This window comes from Microbacterium sp. NPDC057659 (genome assembly GCF_042799915.1).
Taxonomy (GTDB): Bacteria; Actinomycetota; Actinomycetes; order Actinomycetales; family Microbacteriaceae; genus Microbacterium.
In genome coordinates this window covers 939,422-961,663 of sequence record NZ_JBHVHU010000001.1, presented here as the reverse complement: position 1 = coordinate 961,663, position 22,242 = coordinate 939,422, and the positions used below count along the sequence as shown (strand labels likewise).

The 22,242-nt window shown below is 69.6% G+C and carries 23 protein-coding genes; 12 read left to right on the top strand and 11 right to left on the bottom strand.

Going from position 1 to position 22,242, the window contains the following annotated elements:
- The first annotated feature begins 17 nt into the window (after positions 1–17).
- Both ACFVAE_RS04650 and ACFVAE_RS04645 read left to right on the top strand, forming a co-directional pair.
- Positions 18–524 (top strand): hypothetical protein, encoded by a 507-nt coding sequence (locus ACFVAE_RS04650; RefSeq protein ID WP_378888434.1) that lies wholly within the window; start codon positions 18–20, stop codon positions 522–524.
- An 81-nt stretch (positions 525–605) separates the two neighbouring features.
- Entirely contained in the window at positions 606–2,654 is a 2,049-nt protein-coding gene (locus ACFVAE_RS04645; protein ID WP_378888432.1) for a cell wall-binding repeat-containing protein, read from the top strand.
- 101 nt (positions 2,655–2,755) lie between these two features.
- Here the strand turns inward: ACFVAE_RS04645 and ACFVAE_RS04640 are convergent, their stop codons facing one another.
- Positions 2,756–4,078, bottom strand: coding sequence for a bifunctional o-acetylhomoserine/o-acetylserine sulfhydrylase (locus ACFVAE_RS04640; RefSeq protein ID WP_378888430.1), 1,323 nt, complete (start codon positions 4,076–4,078; stop codon positions 2,756–2,758).
- Positions 4,079–4,237: 159 nt separating this feature from the next.
- Here ACFVAE_RS04640 and ACFVAE_RS04635 point away from each other — a divergent pair, with 159 nt between their 5' ends.
- From ACFVAE_RS04635 to ACFVAE_RS04620, 4 genes are read left to right on the top strand one after another with little or no spacing between them, the layout of a single operon-like run.
- Entirely contained in the window at positions 4,238–5,017 is a 780-nt protein-coding gene (locus ACFVAE_RS04635; protein ID WP_378888428.1) for an SDR family oxidoreductase, read from the top strand.
- A 2-nt stretch (positions 5,018–5,019) separates the two neighbouring features.
- Complete coding sequence (locus tag ACFVAE_RS04630; RefSeq protein WP_378888425.1) at positions 5,020–5,733, top strand: Type 1 glutamine amidotransferase-like domain-containing protein; 714 nt, start codon at positions 5,020–5,022, stop codon at positions 5,731–5,733.
- Positions 5,733–6,431 carry a uracil-DNA glycosylase gene (locus ACFVAE_RS04625; RefSeq protein ID WP_378888422.1) on the top strand — a complete coding sequence of 233 codons (699 nt, stop codon included), beginning with the start codon at positions 5,733–5,735 and terminating at the stop codon, positions 6,429–6,431. Before ACFVAE_RS04630 ends, ACFVAE_RS04625 begins: the two co-directional genes overlap by 1 nt.
- Entirely contained in the window at positions 6,428–6,940 is a 513-nt protein-coding gene (locus tag ACFVAE_RS04620) for a GNAT family N-acetyltransferase (RefSeq protein ID WP_378888420.1), read from the top strand. Before ACFVAE_RS04625 ends, ACFVAE_RS04620 begins: the two co-directional genes overlap by 4 nt.
- Here the strand turns inward: ACFVAE_RS04620 and ACFVAE_RS04615 are convergent.
- Genes ACFVAE_RS04615 through ACFVAE_RS04590 form a run of 6 tightly spaced genes read right to left on the bottom strand, consistent with a single transcriptional unit; the run spans position 6,915 to position 12,823 of the window.
- A complete protein-coding gene (locus ACFVAE_RS04615) occupies positions 6,915–7,736 on the bottom strand; it encodes an ABC transporter ATP-binding protein (RefSeq protein WP_378888417.1) in 822 nt (273 codons plus the stop codon). The two genes, ACFVAE_RS04620 and ACFVAE_RS04615, sit on opposite strands and share 26 nt — an antisense overlap.
- The gene (locus tag ACFVAE_RS04610; RefSeq protein ID WP_378888415.1) at positions 7,733–8,524 is read right to left on the bottom strand and encodes an ABC transporter ATP-binding protein; all 792 of its coding nucleotides are present in this window, start codon (positions 8,522–8,524) and stop codon (positions 7,733–7,735) included. Before ACFVAE_RS04610 ends, ACFVAE_RS04615 begins: the two co-directional genes overlap by 4 nt.
- Positions 8,521–9,399, bottom strand: a complete 879-nt coding sequence (locus ACFVAE_RS04605) for an ABC transporter permease (protein ID WP_378888413.1) — start codon at positions 9,397–9,399, stop codon at positions 8,521–8,523. Before ACFVAE_RS04605 ends, ACFVAE_RS04610 begins: the two co-directional genes overlap by 4 nt.
- Complete coding sequence (locus ACFVAE_RS04600) at positions 9,396–10,346, bottom strand: ABC transporter permease (protein ID WP_378888410.1); 951 nt, start codon at positions 10,344–10,346, stop codon at positions 9,396–9,398. The genes ACFVAE_RS04605 and ACFVAE_RS04600 overlap by 4 nt, the downstream gene beginning before the upstream one ends.
- A 7-nt stretch (positions 10,347–10,353) precedes the next feature.
- Positions 10,354–11,868: an ABC transporter substrate-binding protein gene (locus tag ACFVAE_RS04595; RefSeq protein WP_378888408.1), complete on the bottom strand. Its 1,515-nt coding sequence runs from the start codon at positions 11,866–11,868 to the stop codon at positions 10,354–10,356.
- Between the two features lie 43 nt (positions 11,869–11,911).
- Entirely contained in the window at positions 11,912–12,823 is a 912-nt protein-coding gene (locus ACFVAE_RS04590) for an alpha/beta fold hydrolase (protein ID WP_378888405.1), read from the bottom strand.
- Positions 12,824–12,980: 157 nt separating this feature from the next.
- Between ACFVAE_RS04590 and ACFVAE_RS04585 the strand changes: the two genes are divergently transcribed.
- Together ACFVAE_RS04585 and ACFVAE_RS04580 are read left to right on the top strand one after the other, a co-directional pair.
- Positions 12,981–13,685, top strand: a complete 705-nt coding sequence (locus ACFVAE_RS04585) for a tyrosine-protein phosphatase (protein WP_378888403.1) — start codon at positions 12,981–12,983, stop codon at positions 13,683–13,685.
- Between the two features lie 54 nt (positions 13,686–13,739).
- The gene (locus tag ACFVAE_RS04580) at positions 13,740–14,204 is read left to right on the top strand and encodes an SIP domain-containing protein (RefSeq protein ID WP_378888400.1); all 465 of its coding nucleotides are present in this window, start codon (positions 13,740–13,742) and stop codon (positions 14,202–14,204) included.
- On the opposite strand, the gene ACFVAE_RS04575 is transcribed toward ACFVAE_RS04580, so the two are convergent.
- From ACFVAE_RS04575 to ACFVAE_RS04560, 4 genes are all read right to left on the bottom strand, one after another.
- Entirely contained in the window at positions 14,183–14,632 is a 450-nt protein-coding gene (locus ACFVAE_RS04575; protein ID WP_378888398.1) for a Fe-S oxidoreductase, read from the bottom strand. The genes ACFVAE_RS04580 and ACFVAE_RS04575 overlap by 22 nt on opposite strands.
- Positions 14,629–15,426 carry an arginase family protein gene (locus ACFVAE_RS04570; RefSeq protein WP_378888396.1) on the bottom strand — a complete coding sequence of 266 codons (798 nt, stop codon included), beginning with the start codon at positions 15,424–15,426 and terminating at the stop codon, positions 14,629–14,631. The genes ACFVAE_RS04575 and ACFVAE_RS04570 overlap by 4 nt, the downstream gene beginning before the upstream one ends.
- Positions 15,427–15,495: 69 nt before the next feature.
- Positions 15,496–16,242, bottom strand: a complete 747-nt coding sequence (locus ACFVAE_RS04565; protein ID WP_378888394.1) for a PspA/IM30 family protein — start codon at positions 16,240–16,242, stop codon at positions 15,496–15,498.
- Positions 16,243–16,300: 58 nt separating this feature from the next.
- Positions 16,301–18,256, bottom strand: coding sequence for a TPM domain-containing protein (locus tag ACFVAE_RS04560; RefSeq protein WP_378888392.1), 1,956 nt, complete (start codon positions 18,254–18,256; stop codon positions 16,301–16,303).
- Between the two features lie 134 nt (positions 18,257–18,390).
- Between ACFVAE_RS04560 and ACFVAE_RS04555 the strand changes: the two genes are divergently transcribed.
- The 4 genes from ACFVAE_RS04555 to ACFVAE_RS04540 all read left to right on the top strand — a co-directional run bounded on the left by ACFVAE_RS04555 (position 18,391) and on the right by ACFVAE_RS04540 (position 22,212).
- Entirely contained in the window at positions 18,391–19,221 is an 831-nt protein-coding gene (locus ACFVAE_RS04555) for a DUF3097 domain-containing protein (RefSeq protein WP_378888389.1), read from the top strand.
- Between the two features lie 111 nt (positions 19,222–19,332).
- Complete coding sequence (locus ACFVAE_RS04550) at positions 19,333–20,643, top strand: C39 family peptidase (RefSeq protein ID WP_378888387.1); 1,311 nt, start codon at positions 19,333–19,335, stop codon at positions 20,641–20,643.
- 34 nt (positions 20,644–20,677) lie between these two features.
- A complete protein-coding gene (trmB, locus tag ACFVAE_RS04545; RefSeq protein ID WP_378888385.1) occupies positions 20,678–21,397 on the top strand; it encodes a tRNA (guanosine(46)-N7)-methyltransferase TrmB in 720 nt (239 codons plus the stop codon).
- Positions 21,394–22,212: a CPBP family intramembrane glutamic endopeptidase gene (locus ACFVAE_RS04540; RefSeq protein ID WP_378888383.1), complete on the top strand. Its 819-nt coding sequence runs from the start codon at positions 21,394–21,396 to the stop codon at positions 22,210–22,212. The genes trmB and ACFVAE_RS04540 overlap by 4 nt, the downstream gene beginning before the upstream one ends.
- Positions 22,213–22,242: the final 30 nt, after the last annotated feature.

The window sequence follows — 22,242 nt, the reverse complement described above, 5'->3', positions numbered from 1 at the left end:
CCTGTCTGGAGAAGGCTTTGAGACGTCACACGCTCGCCCTGGTCGCGGTCACCGCTCTGCTGCTGACCGGATGCTCGGCATCCGTCGCACCGCCTGCAGAGGATGCCGCATCGCGGCCCGTCATCGCGACGACGTTCCCCGACCTCCCCGCGCCGAGCGGGGAGCCGGAGCTCGCGTCGCTGCAGGATCTGCATCCCGCCCCAGGGAGGGTGCCACTCGCCGCCGGTCCGTTCGATGACCGCTTCGTCGTGCGTGATGTCGCCTTCGACGGCGCGGTCGTCACGGGCGAGCTCGAGATCACCTCCGATGTCAGCGACGTGCTCGAGCTGATGGTGGTCGCCGGCTTCTACGACGACGGTGGACGCATGCTCGGCACCGCGCGCTTCGAGCAGCACGCGGACGGCGATCACGATCATGCCGGCGTGCCCTCCGAGACGATCGCGTTCCGCATCGAGGTGCCCGCCGGGCTGCGCGGCAAGGCGGTCGCTGCCGCGATCGGCGTGCCGGTGCTTGTGAACGAGTGAGACCGGCGTTCTTCCGCGGCCTTCTGCGGGTGTAGTCTCGCGTCGAGCGGGCGCTGCCTGCCGGTATGAAAGGACGCGTAGATGCGCCGGATCGCCCTCGTGCTCGCGATGATCGGGCTGCTGGTTCCCGCGGCGATCGCCGCATCGCCGCCCGCGGCTGCGGCCGTCACCATGAGCGGCCGGATCGAGCGGGTCGCGGTCAAATTCAGTGGCGGCCCCTACCTGGACATCTACGGGTGGTCGAAGGATCCCCGCGATGTCTACACGAACAACAACCTGGTGAACGTGACGGTCACAGGACCTGACGGTCGGGCGGTCTCCACGGCGTACGACCAGCCGCTGCTGTCCACCCACTCGTTCACGAACGGTGTGAGCGACCACCCGGACAAGGATCCGAGGTTCGGCAATACGGTGCACCACGGGTTCTCGACGACGGCGAATGTCGCCAAGCCAGGCGTGTACACGGTGTGCGCGAAGGCGGCCCCCGCGGATCCGAAACCTGCCGCGGGCAGCTGGACCAACCTCGGTTGCACCAAGGTGACGGTGCCCGCCAGGAAGATCTCCGGCGGGCTGAACACCGTCGGAGGACACTCCGGGCGATCCGGGCTGTACATCGACGGATGGGTGGCGGATAGCTGGAACGACTTCGTCCCCGTCTCCGCCGACCTCGCGATCACGTACACCGGCCCCGGCGGTGTGCCTCAGAACGTATTGCCGCCGTCAGCCATTGTCAGCGGGGGAGGAGTGGACACCCCCTCCGCGAGCCTGACGTCCCAGCACCCCGGAGTCGTGGGCCTGCATCCGCTGACTGCGGCGATCGACCCGGCACCCCCGGGGACATATACGGTGTGCGCCGCGTTCAGCAGCGCCGGCTCGGTCGCCCCGCAGTCGTGTGTGACGGCAACGGTCGCATCGGCGTATCCGACGCAGAACGCAATCGCACCGGCCAGCACCACCCTCGCGGTGGGCAGCCCGGTCTCCTTGACTCCCGCTGAGTGGTCGGCATCCGATGCGACCATCGTGGATCGTCTCGTCCTGGGAGAGCCCGCCAGGTGGTCGGATAGCGTCGATCTCAGTCGCAACGTACTCATGACGGCCTCAGCCGGCGGAAAGCTGGTCGTCCCCGCCTCCGCCGCAGGACAGAGGGTATGCCTGGTGGAGACCGCCACGGTGCCCGGCGGCATCCCGATGAGTCAGTACTTCTGTTATAACGCGGTGGTCGACACCGCGGTCGGCCGGGCGGCCGGCGCCGACCGCTATGCGACGGCGGCGGCAGTGTCCCGAAAGGCGTTTCCGAGCGCCGGTCCGCGCACGGTCTACATCGCTTCGGGGACGTCGTTCGCAGACGCGCTGTCCGCCGGGCCGGTGGTCGCGAAGACCGGCTCCGCTCTGCTTCTGACCGGTGCATCATCTCTGCCTCCGGCGACGAAGGCCGAACTGACCAGGTTGCGACCCGCCAAGGTCGTCGTCGTCGGCGGGGCGGGTGTGGTGTCCGATGCCGTGCTGAAGCAGGTGCGCTCGCTGGTGCCGGTTGTGACGAGGATCGGTGGCGCGGACCGCTATGCGACATCGCGGGCGATCATCGCCTCGGCGTACGGGGCGGGGACGGCGCAGCGGGCGCTTGTCGCGACCGGGCGAGACTTCCCGGATGCACTCGCCGCGGTGCCGGCCGCCCAGGCACTCGGCGCGCCGATCCTGCTGGTGGACGGCAAGGCGCGGAAGGCGGACGCCGCGACGGTGGCGGCGCTCAAGCGGCTCGGTACGAAACAGGTCACGGTGCTCGGCGGCACCGGCGCAGTATCGTCGGGACTGGCGTCGTCGTTCGGCACGGGGGTCACGGTGAGTCGCGCCTCGGGCGCGGACCGGTACGCGACCTCCATCGCAGTGTCGCGGCTCGCCTATCCCGGAGCGGCGGATCATGCCTATCTCGCCGCGGGTGGGACTTTCCCCGACGCGCTCGCCGCCGCCTCGCTGCAGAAGACGGCAACCGGCCCGCTGTACCTGACGCCGAGGTCATGCGTTCCCGTCCCGACGGTCACCGATCTGGTCCGGACGAAACCGGAAGACGTGACGATTCTCGGCGGCAACGGCGTGCTGTCCTACGACTCCGTGGTGGCCTGCAGACCCTGATCCTGCGGACTCCGAGGTCCGGCAGAAGCTCCGATCGCCTCACACGCAAGATGCCCCGGACCAGACGGTCCGGGGCATCCGTGTCCCTGAGGAGGAGGGAGTCAGGCGCGAGCGGCCTCGGTCACGGCGCGGGCGGCCGCGAGAGCCTGCTCGAGGTCGGCCTTGAGGTCGTCGATGTTCTCCAGTCCGACCGAGAGGCGCACCAGGCCCGGCGTGACGCCGGCGGTGAGCTGCTGCTCGGGGGTGAGCTGCGCGTGCGTCGTCGATGCGGGGTGGATGACCAGCGAGCGGACGTCGCCGATGTTGGCGAGGTGGCTGAACAGCGTGAGGCTGTTCACGAACTCGCGACCGGCCTCCACCCCGCCCTTGAGCTCGAACGAGAGCACGGCGCCGACGCCCTTCGGTGCGTAGTGGTTCGCCTTGGCGTACCACGGCGAGGACGGCAGGCCGGAGTAGTTCACGCTGGCGACGTCGTCGTGGTTCTCGAGCCACTCGGCGATCTCCTGCGCATTCTGCACGTGACGCTCGACGCGCAGCGACAGGGTCTCCACGCCCTGGATGAGGTTCCAGGCGCTCTGCGGGGCGATCGCCGAGCCGAGGTCGCGCAGCAGCTGCACGCGGGCCTTGATGATGTACGCCAGCGGATCGCCGACCGCAGCGGTGTACGAGGCGCCGTGGTACGACGGGTCCGGCACCGTCAGCCCGGGGAACTTGTCCACGTTCTTCGACCACTCGAACGTGCCGCCGTCGATGACGACGCCGCCGATGGTGGTGCCGTGGCCGCCGAGGAACTTGGTCACGGAGTGCACGATGATGTCGGCGCCGTGCTCGAAGGGGCGGATCAGGTACGGGGTGGCGATCGTGTTGTCGACGATCAGGGGGACGCCGTTCTCGTGGGCGACGTCGGCGACGGCGCGGATGTCGAGCACGTTGATCTGCGGGTTGCCGATGGTCTCGGCGAACAGCAGCTTGGTGTTCGGGCGCACCGCGCGACGCCACTCCTCGATGTCATCCTGGTTCTCGACGAACGTGACATCGATGCCGAGCTTGGCGAGCGTGTACTTGAACAGGTTGTAGGTGCCGCCGTAGATCGAGCTGGAGGCGACGAAGTGGTCACCGGCCTGCGCGATGTTCAGGATGGCGAAGGTCGACGCCGCCTGGCCGCTGGAGAGCACCAGCGCGCCGGTGCCGCCCTCGAGCGCGGCGAGGCGCTGCTCGAGCACGTCCTGGGTGGGGTTCTGGATGCGGGTGTAGATGTTGCCGAACTCGGCCAGGGCGAACAGGTTCGCGGCGTGGTCTGCGTTGTCGAAGACGTACGACGTGGTCTGGTAGATCGGCGTCGCGCGAGCCTTGGTGACGGGGTCGGGCGCGGCGCCGGAATGGATCTGCTTGGTCTCGAAACGCCAGTTCTCAGCTGCGGACATGAGGTTCCCCCAGGGATGGAAGCGAGTGGATGCGGCGGATGCCTTCCAGTGACAGTACGGAAGAACGATGTCTGTCAACAAGGAGCGGGAAATGTGACGTAACAACCGGTCCGGTGTGCGCGCCACTGACACCGGCGGTATCCGTCGTACGGTTGAGTCATGGCGAACAGACGTGCAGTGGTGACCGGCGCGAGCACCGGTATCGGCGAGGCGACGGTGCGGGCGCTCCGCGCCTCCGGGTGGGATGTCGTGGGCGTGGCCCGGCGGGCGGAGCGGCTGGAGGCGCTGGCGGCCGAGACCGGTTCGACAGCCTTCGCCGCCGACCTCACGGATGCTGCGCAGATCGAAGCCCTCACGGCTCATCTCGCCGAGACCGGCCCGGTGCACGCGCTCGTTCACGTCGCCGGCGGTGCGCGAGGCACCGATCGCGTGGAGGGCGGGTCGGCGGAGCAGTGGCGCTGGATGTACGAGTCGAACGTGATCGCCGCCCAGCAGCTCACCGCGGCGCTGCTGCCGCAGCTTCGTGAGGCGGCCGTCGATGGTCACGCCGACCTGCTGTTCGTGACCTCGGTCGCCGCGCGCGGGGCCTATCCGGGCGGCGGCGGATACAACGCTGCGAAGGCGGCGGAGTCGATGATCCCGCAGGTGCTGCGTCTGGAGCTGAACGGCGAGCCGATCCGCATCACCGAGATCGCCCCCGGCATGGTGCACACCGAGGAGTTCACGCTGCGCCGCCTCGGCGGAGATGCGGTCGCGGCCGAGGCCGTCTACTCGGGCGTGGAGGCGCCGCTGGTCGCGGAGGACGTCGCCGACGTCGCCGCCTATGCGCTGAACGCCCCCGCGCACGTGAACCTCGACCTGATCGTGATCCGGCCGGTGGCGCAGGCCGCCTCGCACCTGCTGGCGCGCGGTCCGCTGCGCCCGCGGATCGAGGACTGAACGTGGGCGTCCACCTCGTCGGCGGCGGCTTCGGACGCACGGCCTTCGCGCCGTTCACCGCGGACGTGCGCGCCACAGCACCCGACGATGAGACTCCGGTCGTCGTGGTCGTCACCGTCCGCGAGAACGGCGGCACCGGGCATGCCCGCGACCTTGTGGAGGCGATCACCGCCGACGGCGCCGCCGCCTTCGACATCCGTCTCGTGGCCGTCGCAGAGGACGACGTCGTCGACCCGGCCGTGTTCGACGGCGTGCACGCGATCGTGATCGGCGGCGGCCGGACGCCGGCCTATCACGCCGCCCTGGAGGCGAGCTTCGACCGCATCCGCGCGGCCGTCGCCGGCGGCACGCCGTACCTGGGATTCTCCGCCGGCGCGATGATCGCCGCCGAGCGCGCCATCCTCGGCGGCCGGCTCATCGGCGGCGTGCCCGTGGCGCCGGAGGGCGTCTCGCAGCGACTCGACGAGCTCACCATCGCCCCTGGCATCGGCCTGGTCGACGTGTCCGTCGACGTGCACGTCGCGCAGTGGGGCGCGTTGTCCCGCCTGATCGCGGCGACCGAGGCCGGGGCCGTCGACGGCGGCGTGGGACTCGACGAGAGCACCACCCTGATCGCCGGGCCCGACGGTCTGCGGATCGCCGGAGAGGGCAGCGTCTGGCGCGTCTCGCCCGGCGAGGACGGCGTGGTCGTCTCGAGCGACCGGAGCGCACTCTGATGTCCAGGACGCTCGTCGAGCTCGCCGCCGACGGGCAGCTCGATCCGGGCTGGGCCGAGGCGCTCGCGCCCGTGCAGCCGGTGATCACCGAGCTCGGTGACCGGCTGCGTGCCGAGCAAGCTGCCGGCCGCGGCTACCTTCCGGCAGGGGCGAACGTGCTGCGCGCGTTCCAGCGGCCGCTCGACGACGTCAAGGTGCTGATCACCGGTCAGGATCCGTACCCGACGCCGGGGCACCCGATCGGCCTGTCCTTCGCGGTGGAGGCCGATGTGCGGCCGCTGCCGCGCAGTCTGGGCAACATCTACAAGGAGCGTCAGACCGACCTCGGCATCCCGCCCGCACCGCACGGCGATCTGACCGCGTGGAGCGATCAGGGCGTGCTGCTGCTGAACAGGGTGCTCACGGTGCGGCCCGGCACCCCGGCATCCCACCGCGGCTGGGGCTGGGAGCAGGTGACCGAGCTCGCGATCCGGGCGCTGGTCGCGCGCGACCGGCCGCTCGTCGCCGTCCTGTGGGGCGCGGATGCCCGTGGTCTCAAGCCCCTGCTCGACCGGACTCCGATCATCGAATCCGCGCATCCCTCACCGCTGTCCGCGAGTCGCGGGTTCTTCGGCTCCCGGCCGTTCTCCCGAGCGAACGAGCTGCTCGCCCAGCAGGGCGCCGATCCCGTCGACTGGCGAGTCGGGGGAGAGGCATGAGAACCCGTCCGGTCTCCGACGGCGACCTCTCCGGCATCCGCGCGATCTACAACCACTACGTGCGCGAGTCGGTCGTCACGTTCGACGAGACCGAGTCCACCGACGAGGACTGGGCAGCGAAGGCGACGAGGATCCGGGCCGCCGGTCTGCCGTTCCTGGTGGCCGAGACCGACGACGGAGAGCTGATCGGATATGCGCTCGCTCAGCCGTGGTCGCCGAAGTCGGCGTACCGGTACACCGTCGAGAACTCGATCTACCTCGCTCCCGGAACCGCCGGTCAGGGCTACGGCTGGGCGCTGATGGCGCAGTTCCTCGACGCCTGCCGGGCCGCGGGGCTCCGTGAGGTGATCGCGGTGATCGTGGAGGGCGCTGACGCCTCGCTCGCGCTGCACCGCAAGGCGGGCTTCACAGACGCCGGCGCGCTGCGGAACGTCGGCGAGAAGTTCGGCCGCGACCTCGGCGTGCAGTTCCTGCAGCTGTCGCTCAGGACGCCGGGTTCTCAGGGATGACGGGGATCGCGGCGAGCAGCGCCTTCGTGTAGTCCTGCTTCGGATGCCGCAGCACGGCATCCGTCGAGCCGTGCTCCACGATCCTGCCGTCCTTCATCACGGCCACCGTGTCGCTGAGGTGCTGCACGACCCCGATGTCGTGCGACACGAGAATGACCGTCAGGTTCTCGGTGCGCCGCAGTTCGGCGAGCAGTTCGAGGATCTGCGCGCGCACGGTGACGTCGAGCGCCGACAGCGGCTCGTCGCCGACGAGGATGCGCGGGCGGTGCGCGATCGCGCGCGCCAGCGCGATGCGCTGCCGCTGACCGCCGGAGAACTCGTGCGGATGCCGGTCCGCCATGTCTGCGTCCAGTCCGACCTGTTCGAGCACCTCACGCACCCGCGCGCGGTGGTCGCCGTCGATGTCGAGCGCGCGCAGCGGCTCGGAGATGATCCGCCCCGCCGACATCCGCGGGTCCAGCGATGCGTACGGGTCCTGGAAGACCAGACCGGTCTGCCGGCGCAGCCAGTGCAGCGACCGCGCGCTCGCCGACGCGTCGACCTCGCGCCCGTCGACCATCACGCGGCCCGTGGTCGGCCGGTCCAGGCCCAGCAGCAGGCGCACCAGCGTCGACTTGCCCGAGCCCGATTCCCCGATCACGCCGAGCGACTCGCCCTCGGCGATCCGCAGGTCGGTCGGATGCAGGGCGGTGTTCATGCGGGTGCGCTCGAACATCGACTTCTTCGGCAGTCGGAACTCGCGGCTGAGGCCGGATGCCTCGATCAGGCGCCGTCCTGAGCTTGACGAAGCGCTCATGCCCCACCGCCTTCCGGGCGCCACAGTGTCGCAGTGGCATCGCGCAGCAGCCCCTGGGTGATGGGGGACTGCGGGGCGCTGAGCAGCGTGCTCACCGGCGCGCGCTCCACCACGCGGCCGTCTTCGAGCACGACGCCGTTCGTGGCGACCTGGGCCAGCACGGCGAGGTCGTGCGTGATGAACACCAGCGACATCCCGCGCTCCTGCACAAGGGCCAGCAGCAGATGCAGGATCTCTGCCTGGATCGTCACGTCGAGGGCGGTGGTCGGCTCATCCGCGATCAGCAGGCGGGGATTCGCCGCCAGGGCCATCGCGATCGCGACGCGCTGCCGCTGACCGCCGGACAGCTGGTGCGGATACCTGTCGATGATGCTCTCGGGGTCGGGCAGTCGCACCTGCGCGGCCGCCTCGATCGCGCGCCGGCGCGCCTCGGCCTTCGGGATGCGCTCGTGGATGCGCACCGCCTCGGCGATCTGCCGCCCCACCGTGCGGATCGGGTTCAGGGCCGTGCGCGGCTCCTGGAACACCATGCCGATCTGGTCACCGCGCAGCTGCGCCATCCGCCGGTCCAGCAGACCGATGATCTCGGTGCCGTCCCAGCGGATGCTGCCGCTCGCCGACGCCTCCTCGGGGAGCAGCCCCATCGCCGCGAGCGCCGTCAGCGACTTGCCGGAGCCCGACTCGCCGATCAGCCCGAGCCGCTCGCCCTCCGCGACCTCGAACGAGACTCCGTCGACGACGCGTCGTCCGTCGATCTCGATCACGAGATCCTGCACGACCAGACTCATGACACCACCCCGGGTACGTGCGCCTCCGCGGCGCGGCGCTTCGAGCCGCGCGCCGAGAGCGTCGGATCGGTCGCCTCGCGCAGCGCGTCGCCGAGCAGGTTCAGGGCGAGCACGGTCAGCGTGATCGCCAGCCCCGGCCACAGCACCGACAGGGGATGCACACCGATGTAGCGCTGCAGGTCGGCCAGCAGCAGACCCCAGGACGGCTGCGAGACCGAGGCGCCGAAGCCCAGATACGACAGGCCGGCCTCGGCGAGCACGGCGACGGCCATCGACCAGGACAGCTGCACGATGAAGACCGGGGCGACGTTGGGCAGCAGATGCTGCACGAGGTTCTCGCCCGGCGTGAGACCGTTCGCCCTGCCGGCGAGCACGAAGTCGCTCCGCTGCACGCGGCGCAGCTCGGGGCGCGTCACCCTGGCGATGTTCACGCCGAATCCGATCCCGACCGAGAACACCACGACCCACAGCGACCCGCCCCACACCGCCGAGATCATCATCGCGATGAGCAGCACCGGGAACGCGATCAGGATGTCGACAAGTACGGCGACGGTTTCGCGCACCCAGCGGGTGGTGAGCGCACCCAGCGCGGCGAGGGCGATGCCGACCAGCGTCGCCACGATCCCGGCGCCGACGCTGACGAACACCGTCGTGCGCGCGCCGACCATGATGAGGCTGAGGATGTCGCGCCCTGTGCCATCGGTGCCCAGCAGATGCGGCCACCCCGGGGCGGCCCAGCGGTCGCGGATGCTCCCGATGAGCGGGTCGAAGGGCGTCCAGAACAGCGAGATGAGCGCGGTCAGGGCGACCACGGCGACGACGATGGCGGCGAATCGGCCGATACGGGAGGCCCAGAGCCGGGAGCGCCAGTTCATTCCGCCTCCCGCTGTCGTGGGTCGATCGCGTGGTGCACGAGGTCGACGAGGAATCCGATCACCAGCACGAAGCCGGTCAGCACGAGCAGCTCGCTCTGCACCTTGACCAGATCGCGGGTGCCGACGTCGGTGACCAGCATCCGTCCGATGCCGGGAAGGGTGAACAACTGCTCGATCACGACCGAGCCGACGATGATTCCGGCGACCTGCAGGCCGAGCACGGTGACGATGGACAGACCCACGGCGGGGATGCCGTGCTGCACGAGCGCACGGCGTCGCGTGAGCCCCTTCGCCGCTGCGGTGCGCACGAAGTCCTGGCCGGCCGCCTGCAGGGTGGCGCTGCGCACGAAGCGCATCAGCATCGCGCCCTCGACGAGGCCGATGGTCAGGGCGGGCAGGATGAGCGACTCGAAGGCCTTCCCGGGCTTCGCCCAGCCGGCGATCGGGAAGCCCTGCGCCGGCAGCCAGTGCAGTCCGTGCGCGAACACCAGCACCAGCAGCATCCCCGCCCAGATCACCGGCACGGCCGCCACGGCCTGCGCGATGAAGTTCGTCGCGGTGCCGCCCGCGCGGCCGCGGAGCATGGCCGAGACGATGCCGAACGGCACGGCGATGAGCAGCGCGATCGTCAGCGACATCAGTCCCAGCGGCACCGTCACCTGCGCCTTCTGCGCGAGCTCGGCGCCCACCGACGCCCCGCTCAGCTGCGAGGTGCCGAGGTCGCCGTGCAGGATGCCCCCGATCCACTCCGCGTACTGCACGGGCAACGGTCGGTCGAGCCCGAGCGATTCACGGATGGCGTCGACCTGCGCCTGGCTCGCCTGCGTTCCGGCGATCAGCTGCGCCACGTCTCCGGGGAAGACGCGCAGGGTGAGGAATATCAGCACGCTCGACACGAGGAGCCCTGCGATCAGCAGGGCTCCTCGTGTGAGCGTGTATCGGAGCACGGGCGGGTCAGTCCTTTGCGCGGGTGACGCCGAGCAGGTCGATCCGGGAGTTGATCGAGTCCTTCGGGAAGCCCTTCACGATCGGCAGCAGCGCGGTCAGGGTCGCGCCGTTGTACAGCCAGTCCGCGGCGTCGTCCTCCGAGACGATCTTGGCGGCCTGGGAGAGCAGCGCGGCCGACTTGTCGGGGTCGATCTCGGCCATCGCCTCGGCGTACAGCTCCTGCACCTGCTTGTTGTCGTAGCCGAAGTAGTAGTCCGGGTTCGCCCAGTTGCCGAAATCACGCGGCTCCACGTGCAGCACGAAGCTGAGCTCGTAGTCGTGGTTCGTGTAGACGTCCTCGAGCCAGGCCGGGAACTCGACGCGGTTCACCTTCAGTGTGACGCCGACCTTCGCGAAGTCCGAGATCAGCACCTGCGGCACGGTCGTGCCGTAGAACGTCGGAATCGTCAGCGTCAGGGTGAGGTCCTTCTGCCCGGCCTCCTCGAGCAGCTTCTTGGCCTTGGCCGGGTCGTAGGGGACCAGCTTCGAGAGGTCCTCGTATCCGGGGTCGAGCTCGGGGATCGGGCCGTACATCGTCTGACCGGCGCCCACCGCCTCGACGAGGGCGTCGTGATCGATGGCCAGGCGCAGCGCCTCGCGCACCTTCTGGTCGTTCAGCGGTGCCTTCGCGTTGTTGAACGCCAGGGTGCCCTTGTCGGTGGTGCGGCCGGTCGTGACAGTGAAGTCGCCGGTCTCCTTGAGCTGGTCGACGAGGTTCGGGTCCACGGCGGTGAGCACGTCGAGCGTGCCGTCCATCGCGGCGTTCACGCCGGCGGTGAAGTCGGGGATGTAGTGGAACACGACCTGCTTCACGCCGGCCTTGTCACCCCAGTACGTGTCGGAGCGCTCGAACGTGATGCTCGCGCCCTTCGACCAGCTGCCCAGCGTGAACGGACCGGTGCCGTTCTCGGCCGTCTTCAGATCGGTGGTGTCACCAGTCTTGAAGACCAGCCCGGCGCGGCCGGTGAGCGCGAACAGGAAGTTCTGGTTCGGCGCGGTGAGCACGATCTGCACGGTCTTCGGATCGGTCGCGGTGATCGACGCGACGCCCGCGAAGTCTGCGTGGCCCTGCACGCTCTCGTCGGTCTGGACCGTCTTGTACGACGACACGACGTCGGCCGAGGTCAGCGCGGTCCCGTCGTGGAAGGTCACGCCGTCGTTCAGCGTGAACGTGTAGGTCAGGCCGTCGGCGGAGACCTCGTAGTCGCTGGCCAGGCGCTTCTCGATCTTGTTGTCCTGCGTGCGCGTGACCAGGCCCTCGTAGATGTTGTCGAACAGGATCTGCTCGAGTGCGGCGCCGCTCGTGTGCCGGATGTCGAGGTTGGTCGGCTCCAGGACCAGGCCGACCGACAGACTGGCGTCGGGGTCGGGCTTGCCGACGGAGGTCGGCGTCGGCTCCGCTGAGCCGGTGCACGCGCTGAGTGCGAGCGCGACGGCGGTCAGCGCGCCGATCAGCGCGAGGCGGGTGGGGCGTCGGAACATGTGCGGTCCTTTCAGACGGCAGTGCTGTGTGCGTGCGGGAGGGTCAACGTCGGGAGGCGTCGAACGATTCCGCGATGAGAGAGGCGAGGGCCGCGGGTGCGGTCTCCTGGACGTTGTGGGTCGCATCGACGGTGCGGATCGCGGCATCCGGACGCCGTGTGCGGAACTCGGAGGCGTCGTCGTCGGCGACGTAGCCCCTGGTCGCGCGGACCAGAGTGATCGGTGCGGTGACGGCGGCGAGATCCGCCCAGCTGCGGTCGGACGCGAGGATGGCCGCACCGGCATCCGGCGTGGTCGCGAGTGCCGATCCGGCGAGGTGCGCGAAGTGGTGCTTCCATTCGATGCGTCCGTCCGCACGGACACGGGTGTTCAGGAACACACCCCGCTCGGTCTCGGCGCGGGTGCTTCCGAAACCGAACGACATCGCCCGATCCACCGCCTCGTCAAGCGACGCGAAGTCGGCCTGCCGATAGAACTCGCCGAGCACAGAGGGGGCGGCGTCGCCCCGGACACCGGCCGTGATGTCGACGATGATCAGGTCTCGGACGGATGCGGGGTGGGCAGCGGCGACGGATGCCGCGGTCAGGCCCCCGAGGGACTGGCCCACGAGCACCTGGGGGCCGTCGGTCCAGGCATCGAGGGCGAGGGCGACATCGGCGGCGAGGGTCTGCGGCGTGTAGTCGAGATCGTCGCGCCAGGAGGAGTCGCCGTGCCCGGCGAGGTCGATCGCGAGGACGGGGCGTCGCAGGAGAAGGGCGGTGGTGTCCCAGGTGTGCGCGTTCAGGCCGGCGCCGTGCAGCAGCGTCACTTCGGGGCTGCCCCCGCCGTAGCGGATCGCGCTCAGGGTGCGACCGTCCGGGAGGTGAAGCGCGAGTCGCTCGGTCTTCGGTGCGGGGACGCCGAGTGCGGCAGCCTGGCCGGGAAGGTAGCGGAACTCGCTGGTGTCATTCTCCACCGCTGTATTCTCCTTCCTGGACAGGGTCTCGCGGAAATGCCGGTGCAATATGACAAGCGAATGCGAGGGTATTGCGTGCTGTGTGTGCGCGGTGTCGCGCACATACTTGTCATTATGCAGCGGCGCCTCGACGGCGCGGTCTTCGTAGGATGGAATCATGAGTGTCCTCCAGGTTCCCGGCGTCGCGAACATCCGCGATGTCGGCGGGATCTCCGCGGGGACGTCCCGGGTGCGGGACGGGGTGCTGTTCCGCTCAGGGCACCTCGCTCACCTCACCGCGGAGGGCGACGAGATGCTGCGTGCCCGAGTGCGCCGGGTCGTCGACCTGCGCGACGACACCGAGGTGTCCGCCGAGCCGTCCGCGCTGCATGACGTGCCCACCACCCGGGTGCCGCTGTTCCTCGGGTCTGTGGCATCCTTCTTCGCCGAGGACTTCAGCCTCGCCGGTATGTACCAGCACCTCGTCGATGATGCGGCGCCGCGTCTCATCGACGCCATCCGCGTGATCGCGGCAGGCGAACCGACGCTCGTGCACTGCACCGTCGGGAAGGACCGCACGGGGGTCACCGTCGCCCTCGCGCTCTCGGCGGTCGGTGCTGACCGTGACGAGATCATCGCCGACTATGCGCTGACCGCCTCGCAGCTGCCGCAGGCACGCACGAGGGCGGTCGTCCAGTACCTGCAGGCACGGCATCCGGATGCCAGGAACGCGATCGACCTGGCGACGGCATCGCCCGCGCCGGTGATGCGGGAGCTCCTCGCCGGCATCGAGCGAAGGCACGGCTCGATCGTCGGCTACCTGCGGGCGGGCGGGCTCACCGATGCCGAGCTGGATGCACTCGGTCGCACGCTCGTCGAGTAGGAGGGGCGGGCTGAGGTTAGGTAAGCCTTGGCTGGGTGATACGATGGAGGCATCATGCGAACCTCCCTTGACGCGACCAGCACGCGCTCTCAGCGCCGCGAGGCCCGTCGTCGTTCGCACCATCTCGTGACGGCCGACGAGAACTCGCTCGCCGAGCTCGAGCTCTTCATCGCGACTCTCCCGTTGTGCGCGTCCGGTCGCATCTTCATCGAAGTGCCCGAGGTCTCCGACATCGGCGTCATCACGGCGCCGGGTCGCATGACGGTCACCTGGCTCGCCCGCGGCAGCCGCACCGGTGCCACGGGATCCGGGCGCCTGTGTGCTCCTGGCGAGGCACTGGCCCGGGCCACATGCGCATGGGCCGACGAGATGCTCTGCGACGACGCGATCGAGACGAGCGTCACCCTGCTCGGAGGCTTTCTCGGAACGGCCGACATCGTCGAGCACCTCACCGATTCGCTCGGAATGGATGCCGCGGCGATCAGCACACCGGAGAGCTACGGACTGCTGACGCGCTGACGGCGCACGTATCCGCCGTCCTCGAGGCCCGCCTCGATCTCGAAGCGGTTGCGCAGCGCGTCGCGCCCCGCGAACAGATACAGCAGCGGCATCAGGAAGCCGTACCGCAGCCACTGCGCCTTGTGCACCGCCTCATGCTTCAGCACCGCCTCGCTCGGCGGGCGTTCGCCGGTGAGGTAGCAGCCGCCGACACAGACCCCGCCGCGGGCGAACGCCCAGTTCGGCAGCCCGCGGAACACCCACAGGCCGTTGCGTCGCTCGACCGGACCTGTGCTCCAGAGCGAGCCCCAGACGAAGCCGACGGAGGTGCCCCACCAGTAGCCGATGCGGCTGATCGGTGAGCGCAGCAGGAGCGAGGGGATGCGGCGGTCGAACCGCCGACCGCGGGCCAGGGCCGCTTCGGCGGCCGGGCGCCAGTCGTCCGTCACGCGAGGACGCCGATCAGCCGCAGGATCGCGCCGAGATCGTCGACGGCGGCCGTCGGCGTGCGCGGGGCGAAGCCTGCGATCGTCGCACCGGCGAGCGGGAACTCCTCGCGGAGCCGGCGGATCGCGGTGACCAGATCGGAGGCCGAGGCGCCGAACGGTGCGGCTTCGGAGACCCCGCTGAACTCAGCGGGGTCGATGACGTCGACGTCGATGTGCACCCAGACGCGTGAGGCGCCGGTGGCCCGGATGGCGTCGAGCACAGCATCCGCGCGGGTGAGATCCTCGGGAGTGAGCGAGGTGAGGCGCTCGTGCTCGCCCGCCTCCTCGTCGTCGATGGCACGCACGCCGACGGTCACCACGCGTTCGCGGGGAACGCCGGGGGAGAGCGCGACCTGAGCCTCGCCCTCACCGAGCACAGCGCGCAGCGCCATGCCCGAGAATGCGCCGGACGGCGAGGTGTCAGGGGAGTGCAGATCGGGATGCGCGTCGCACCACAGCACGGCGACGTCCGAAGTGTCGGCAGCGGCGAGGGCCGCGACGGTGACGCTGCAGTCGCCGCCGATCACGACGGCGCCCTCGGTCCACGAGTCCTGCAGGGCGGTGCGCACCCGCAGCAGCGAACTCAGGCGATGCACACCGCTGCCGAGTGATTCGCCGGCCTCGAGCGGCACGTCGAGCATCGTGGTGGAGGAGCGCGGCAGGTCGCCGGCGATGGCGGCGGCGCCGTCGGTGAGGAGCATGGCCCGAGCGGAGGGCGAACCCTGCCACTGGGGGACGATCAGGAATTCGGTCATGTCAGTCGGGGTGTCGGGATGATGGGGGACGGGGTGGGCGCCGCCTTGCAGCAGCGCCCACCCGGGGTGTCACTCGGACTCGATGGCCGCCTGCGGCTTCGGCGAACCGCCGGCCTTCAGCTCGGCCAGACGCGCCTCGACCTCGGTGAGCTCTCCGAGGTCCTCGAGGCTTTCGAACTGCGCATCGAGCGTCGATGCCGCGATCTCGGCCTTGCCCTGGGCGAGCGCCTCCTGACGACGGATCTTGTCCTCGAACCGGCCGAGCTCGCTGGTGGGGTCGAGAACGTTGATCTGCTTGACGGCGTCCTGCACCTTGTTCTGCGCTTCGGCGACCTTGGCGCGCGCGAGCAGCTCGCTGCGCTTGTTCTTGAGCTGCTCGAGCTTGTCCTTCATGCCGTTCAAGCCGTTCTTCAGCTTGTCGACGATCTCAGTCTGCGCGGCGATCTGAGGCTCGGCGGCGCGGGCGTCGCGCTCCTCGCTGATCTGACGCTGCAGCGCGATCTTCGCGAGGCTGTCGAACTTGTCGGCGTCCGCGGTGCTGCCGGCGCCGCGGAGCTCGTCAGCCTTGCGGCTGGCGGCGAGGGCCTTGTTGCCCCACTCCTGGGCCGCGCGCACGTCCTCCTCGTGATCGCGTTCGAGCAGACGCAGGTTGCCGATGGTCTCGGCGATCGCCGACTCGGCGTCCGCGATGTTGTTGGTGTAGTCGCGCACCAGCTGGTCGAGCATCTTCTGCGGATCCTCGGCGGAGTCGAGGAGCGAGTTGATGTTCGCCTTCACCAGTGTCGAGATGCGCCCGAAGATGGATTCCTTGGCCATGGTGTGTTTCCTTTCGATACGGAAGGGTCTGTGAGTCGAGATCGAGGTCAATCCGGGTTCAGAAGCGGCCTCCGCTGGAGCTGGAGCGTCCGCCGCCGAAGCCGCCGGCGGAGAAGCCGCCTCCGCCTCCACCACTGCTCCAGCCGCCGCCGCCCCAGCCGCCACCGCCACGGTTTCCGCCGCCGAGGAGCTGACCGATGAGCACGCCGCCGAGCACGGCGCCGAGGGTGTCATTGCCGCCACCGCCGCCGCCCCCGCCCCACGAACCGGTGTCGTTCTGCGCGAGGCGCAATGCCTCACCGGCCATCCGATCCGCGTGCTGCGCGTACGCAAGGGCCTGCTGCGGGTCGGCGTCGGCCATGCGGCGCGCCTGGTCGCGGTTGGACTGAGCCTCGGCGAGACGGGTGCGGGCGGTGGAGCTGATCGCCCCTCGGCGGTTGAGGATGAAACTCTCCGCTGCGGAGATCTGCACGTCCGCACGCTCCAGGGCACCGCCGAGCAGGCTGCGGGCGTGTGCGATCTTGGCCTGCTCGTCACGCACCTGCTGCACGGTCTGGTCGATGACAGCGTTCGCGGCGTCCAGCACGCGCAGCGCGTCAATGGGGTTGCGTCCGGTGCCGCCGAGCAGACGCTGCGCGTCGGACAGGTGCTGGGAGGTGGCGGCGATCGCCTGCGCGACGAATCCCTGCGCGTCGGGCAGGGTCTGCGCGGTCTGCAGATCGCTCTGCAGTTCGGCGACGAGTGCCGCGCCGCGCTCGTCTGCGGCCTTCAGGTCGTTCGAGAGCTGCTCGACGGCATCTTCCAGTTGTGTTGCCTGCTGGACCGCGCCTTCCGCAGCGCGGATCGACACCGCGGCATCCCCGGTCTTCCCCGCGGCCATCTGCTGCTCGGCGGCCTGGATCTGTTCGTCGGTGAACGCTATGCGCGAGCGAGCCTGAGCGGTGTTGTCAGCGACGGCGGAGATCGCCGCGGGCGCGTAGACCGTGCCCAGCGCGGCGAAGATCTGGTCGGCGCGGTCGATCTCGGCAACCGCCGCGGCGCGCAGCCGGCGCACGTTCTCCAGCGCCGCGGGGGCGTTCTGCTCGAGCTCGCGGAGCTCGTCGAAAGCAGCCTTGCGCTCCTCGAGCGACTGGGTCGACTCGGAGCACAGCTGGATGATGCTCTGGTTCCAGACGATGCGCTCCTGATCGGTGTCCGGGATCTCGTCGTCGAGCTTCTGCTGCAGCGAGAACGCCTGGTCGAGGTTGGTGCGAGCGGTCTTCAGCGCCGCGACGAACTCGCCGATGGCGTCGTCGCCGAACTGCGCCCTGGCATACTCCATCTCCTGCTCGCTGGACTTCACGACGTCGTCTGTGCGCACCAGGGCGATCGACGCCTGATGCGACAGCGCGGCGATCTCCGCCTCGCGGGCTGCCTTCTCCGTCGCGCGCCTGCGGCTGCGACGCACCTGCAGCACGATGACGAGGACGATGACTGCGACGACGGCCACCACGCCGAAGATCGCCCACCCCCGCGCGGTGCGCGCCGGGCCGTCGACCACGATGTCCTGCACCTCCGCAGCGGCCGCGTCGATCGCCCCTGCCCAATCACTCTGGCGCAGTGCCGGAAGCATGGCGTCGGTGACCCGGGCGCGGTCGGCGACAGACACGGCCCCTCCGGATTCGGGGCCGTTCATCGCAAACACCCGCGTGTCAGTGGCGATGCCGATCAGATACTGACGATCGCTGAGACCGTTGGCGTCGGCGGTCTGGTCGACCCAATCGGTGTCGATGCTCGGGTTCGTGAACTCCGGCACGAAGACGAAGAACAGCCCGACACCGGTCTGCTCGTCGAGCGCGGTGAGCCGGGCCTCGGCCTCGTTCTCCTGCGCGGGAGTGAGGACGCCACTGGTGTCCGTCACGTAGACCCCGGGGTCGAGTGGTCCTGGATCCGCCGCGGATGCCGCACCGGCAGCGAGGCCCGAGCCCAGAAGCGCGACCAGCAGACCCACCACGACCGTCCAGCGAGTCCGCATCCCGCTCCCTCCACCCCGATGAGCATGCCCCACGGCACGAGTCTATGCACTGGCGAGGACAGGCGACAGCGGCGGGACGCAATCGCCGTTCGCCCTGCGCGGAGCGCGGCAGAGCGACGCATACCCTGGAAGGCATGGAAGACCGGTACGGATCGGATGTGCTCGCCGCGGGCTGGCGCGAGCAGGGGTTCAAGAAGTCCGCGGACGTCGCCGCCGAGGTCGATCTGGTCGTCGAGGTCGCCGACGATGGGTACTGCGGTGCGGTGATCCGGATCGAGGCCGGCATGGTCGAACTGGAGGACTGGAAGGGCCGTCGGCGGATGTTCCCGCTCGGCGCCGGCTTCCTCATCGACGGCGAGCCGGTGCGTCTGGTGCATCCGACCGCGAAGTCCTCCGGCCCGCAGCGCACAGCCTCCGGCTCATTCGCCGTGGCGGACAGCAGGGCGCGGACGGCGCTGCCCAGCCGCATCCTGGTCGAGGGGCGGCACGACGCCGAGCTCGTCGAGAAGGTGTGGGGCGACGACCTGCGACACGAGGGCGTCGTCGTGGAGTACCTGCAGGGCATCGACCTGCTCGACGAGCTGCTCGCTGAGGCCCCGCCGACAGCGCAGCGGCGCTACGGCGTGCTCGTCGACCACCTGGTCCCGGGCTCGAAGGAGACCCGGATGGTGGAGCAGATCCTGCGGGGACCGCACGGTCCGCACCTGAAGATCGTCGGGCATCCGTACATCGACGTCTGGCAGTGCGTGACGCCCGCCGCGCTGGGGATCCGCGCCTGGCCGGTGATCCCGAAGGGCACCGACTGGAAGACCGGCATCTGCCGCGCCTTCGGCTGGCCGGCCGAGTCGCAGGCCGACATCGCACACGCCTGGAAGCGCATCCTGTCGCGGGTGTCGACCTATCGCGATCTGGAGCCCTCGCTGCTCGGGCGGGTCGAGGAGCTGATCGACTTCGTCACCGAGTGACCGGAGCGCATCAAAGATACGAAACGTAAGATCACGACGAGATTCGTCTTCCCTCAAGAGGGATTCGAGGGCAGAATCGGCACAAGCTGTTCCTGCCCCGAGGAGAGAATCGTGAAATTTCGCCACCTGATCTCGGTCGGCGCCATCGCCGTACTGATGGCCGGACTCCTGGCACCTGTCGCATCCGCGAGTGCGGGCGACGATGATACGCATCAGAAGATGATCACGTCGACGCACTGGGACTCCAGGCGCGACTTCGCCCACGGAACCTCCGACGGCGTGAGGCCGGCCCCGCACAGCGGGGTGACGCTGCCGCCGTCACGCTCGCACCGGCTGCCGACGCTGACGTACGTCGATCCGTTCGGCGACGGTGCCGAGCGCACCTACGAGTACGGCACGTGGACCTCGCCGGTCGTCGTCCCCGGCTACTCGATCGACGAGGCGATCGTCTCGTGGAACGCGACGACGCCCACGGGCACCTGGGTCGAGTCATCCTTCCGCGGACGACTGACCGACGGCACCTGGACCAAGTGGTACGTGATGGGACGCTGGACCTCAGGCGCGGACTTCGGCAAGGGCGACATCCATCGCACCTCGGTCGACGGCCAGGGCGACGAGCATGCGAACATCTGGACAGACACGTTCTCGGCGCGCACAGGTCAGGAACCCGAGGCGTTCCAGACCCGGGTGCGACTGCTGCGACCAGAGGGCTCGAGGGCGAGGCCCAGCGTCGAGGCCGTGACCACGCTCACCAACGAGTACCTCGAGGGATCGGACGACGTGACCAGTGCGTTCACGCTCGGCAAGCAGGTCGAACTGGACGTGCCGCCGTACGCGCAGAACATCCATTCCGGCGAGTACCCGGAGTTCGGCGGCGGGGGAGAGGTCTGGTGCTCACCCACCTCGACAGCCATGGTGCAGTACTACTGGGGCAAGCGGGTGCCGACGCGCGAGCTGGCGACGATCGAGGGTGTTCCGCAGGACCCGCAGGTGGCCTACGCCGCCATCCACGCGTGGGACTACACCTATGAGGGCGCGGGCAACTGGCCGTTCAACGCCGCGTATGCGCACCGCTTCGGGCTCGACTCGTTCGTCACCCGGTTGCGTTCGCTCGCTGAGGCGGAGCGGTTCATCGCACGGGGCATCCCGGTGATCGTCTCGCTCTCCTGGGATCTCGAGGAGATGCCTGAGGCCGGATACGACACCGACGGTCACCTCATGGTCATCGTCGGCTTCACAGCCGAGGGCGATCCGATCCTGAACGACCCCGCGGCGAACAGCAACGAGAACGTGCGCAGCATCTACACCCGGGAGAACTTCGAGAAGGTGTGGCAGAACTCGACCAACGGCATCGCCTACATCTACACGCCCCAGGGCAAGCGCCTGCCTGACAACGTCGAAGGAGTCACTCCGAACTGGTGATCGGCGGGGCGAGCGAGCCGATTACCCTGGAGGGATGCCAGAACCCCGCACCTTCCGCGATGAGCCGGTCTCGTTCGTCCGCCGCTCCGGCCGCATGTCGGAGGCCCAGGAGCGGGCGTTCGAGGAGCTGGCTCCGCACTACCTGCTCGATGTGCCCCGCGACGTCGCCTGGACCTCGGTGCATCCAGAGGCCCGGCTCGACCCGGCCTCCGAGTACGGCCGCGAAGCGTCCCTGATCGTCGAGGTCGGCTCCGGACAGGGGCATGCGATCGTGCACGCGGCATCCAGCCGCCCTGACGACGACTTCCTCGCCGTCGAGGTGTTCCGCGCCGGGCTCGCCCGCACGATGCTCGACGCCGACAAGGCCGGTGCGCGCAACCTGCGCCTGGTCGAGGCGAACGCGCCCGAGGTGCTGTCCTCGTACCTGCCCGCCGGCGCGGCATCCGAGGTGTGGATCTTCTTCCCCGACCCCTGGCACAAGAAGCGCCACACGAAGCGCCGTCTGGTGCGCCCCGGCTTCCCGAAGACCGCCGCTCGTGCTCTCGCCGACGGCGGGATGCTGCGCCTCGCGACCGACTGGGAGGACTACGCGCTGCAGATGCGCGAGGTGCTCGACGAGGCACCCGAGTTCGAGCGCGCCTTCGAGGGGGAGTGGGCCGAGCGCTTCGACGGTCGCGTGATGACCGCGTTCGAGCGCAAGGGCATCGCCAAGGGCCGCGACATCCGCGACCTCGCGTATCGACGAGTGCAGTGACGCGCAGCGCCTGGCAGAGCCTCGGACCCGCCGCGCTCGTGTGTGCGGCGGCCCCCGCCTTCTTCGTGCTGGGCTGGGCCGTCGTCGGCTGGGCGCTCCTCGTGGCCGGCGTGGGCGTCGCGGCGCTCATCGAGCGCGGCCGTCTCGTCGCCGCGGAGCCGTCGCTGACCCGTGACCTCGCTCTGATCGCGATCGGCATGCTGATCGTGCACTCGATCCCGCTCGCGGCGGAGCTCGACGACGGGGCGATGCTGCGTTTCACGCTGGCGCTCGGCGGCGCGGTCCTCGTGCCCTACCTGCTCTCGCGCCTCGTGTTCCGGGACAGGGCGATCTCGTTCCCCTGGCGCACGGGTAGGCGCTGGGCGCCGTGGCAGTGGATCTGGCTCGTCGCGGTGCTCGTGCTGGGCTGGCTGATCCTGCCGTTCTACTTCATCACCAGCGGCGTGTACCTGAACTGGCCGGTGGTGGACAGTCCAGAGCTCATCGGGCGTCTGTTCCTCGGCGTGGGCGCCGTCGGCATCTGGGATGAGCTGTTCTTCATCTGCACGGTGTTCGCCCTGTTGCGCCGGCACCTGCCGGACGCCACCGCGAACGTGCTGCAGGCGGTGGTGTTCGTCTCGTTCCTCTGGGAGCTGGGCTACCGCGCGTGGGGGCCCGTGCTGACGATCCCGTTCGCGCTGCTGCAGGGCTGGATCTTCCTGCGCACCCACTCGCTCGCATACGTGGTGACCGTGCATCTGCTGTTCGACGCCGTCGTGTTCGCGGTGCTCGTGCATGCGCACAATCCGGGGATGCTGCCGATCTTCCTGCTCTGACCGGGCCCAGGGTGCTCCGGTGGCTGAGAG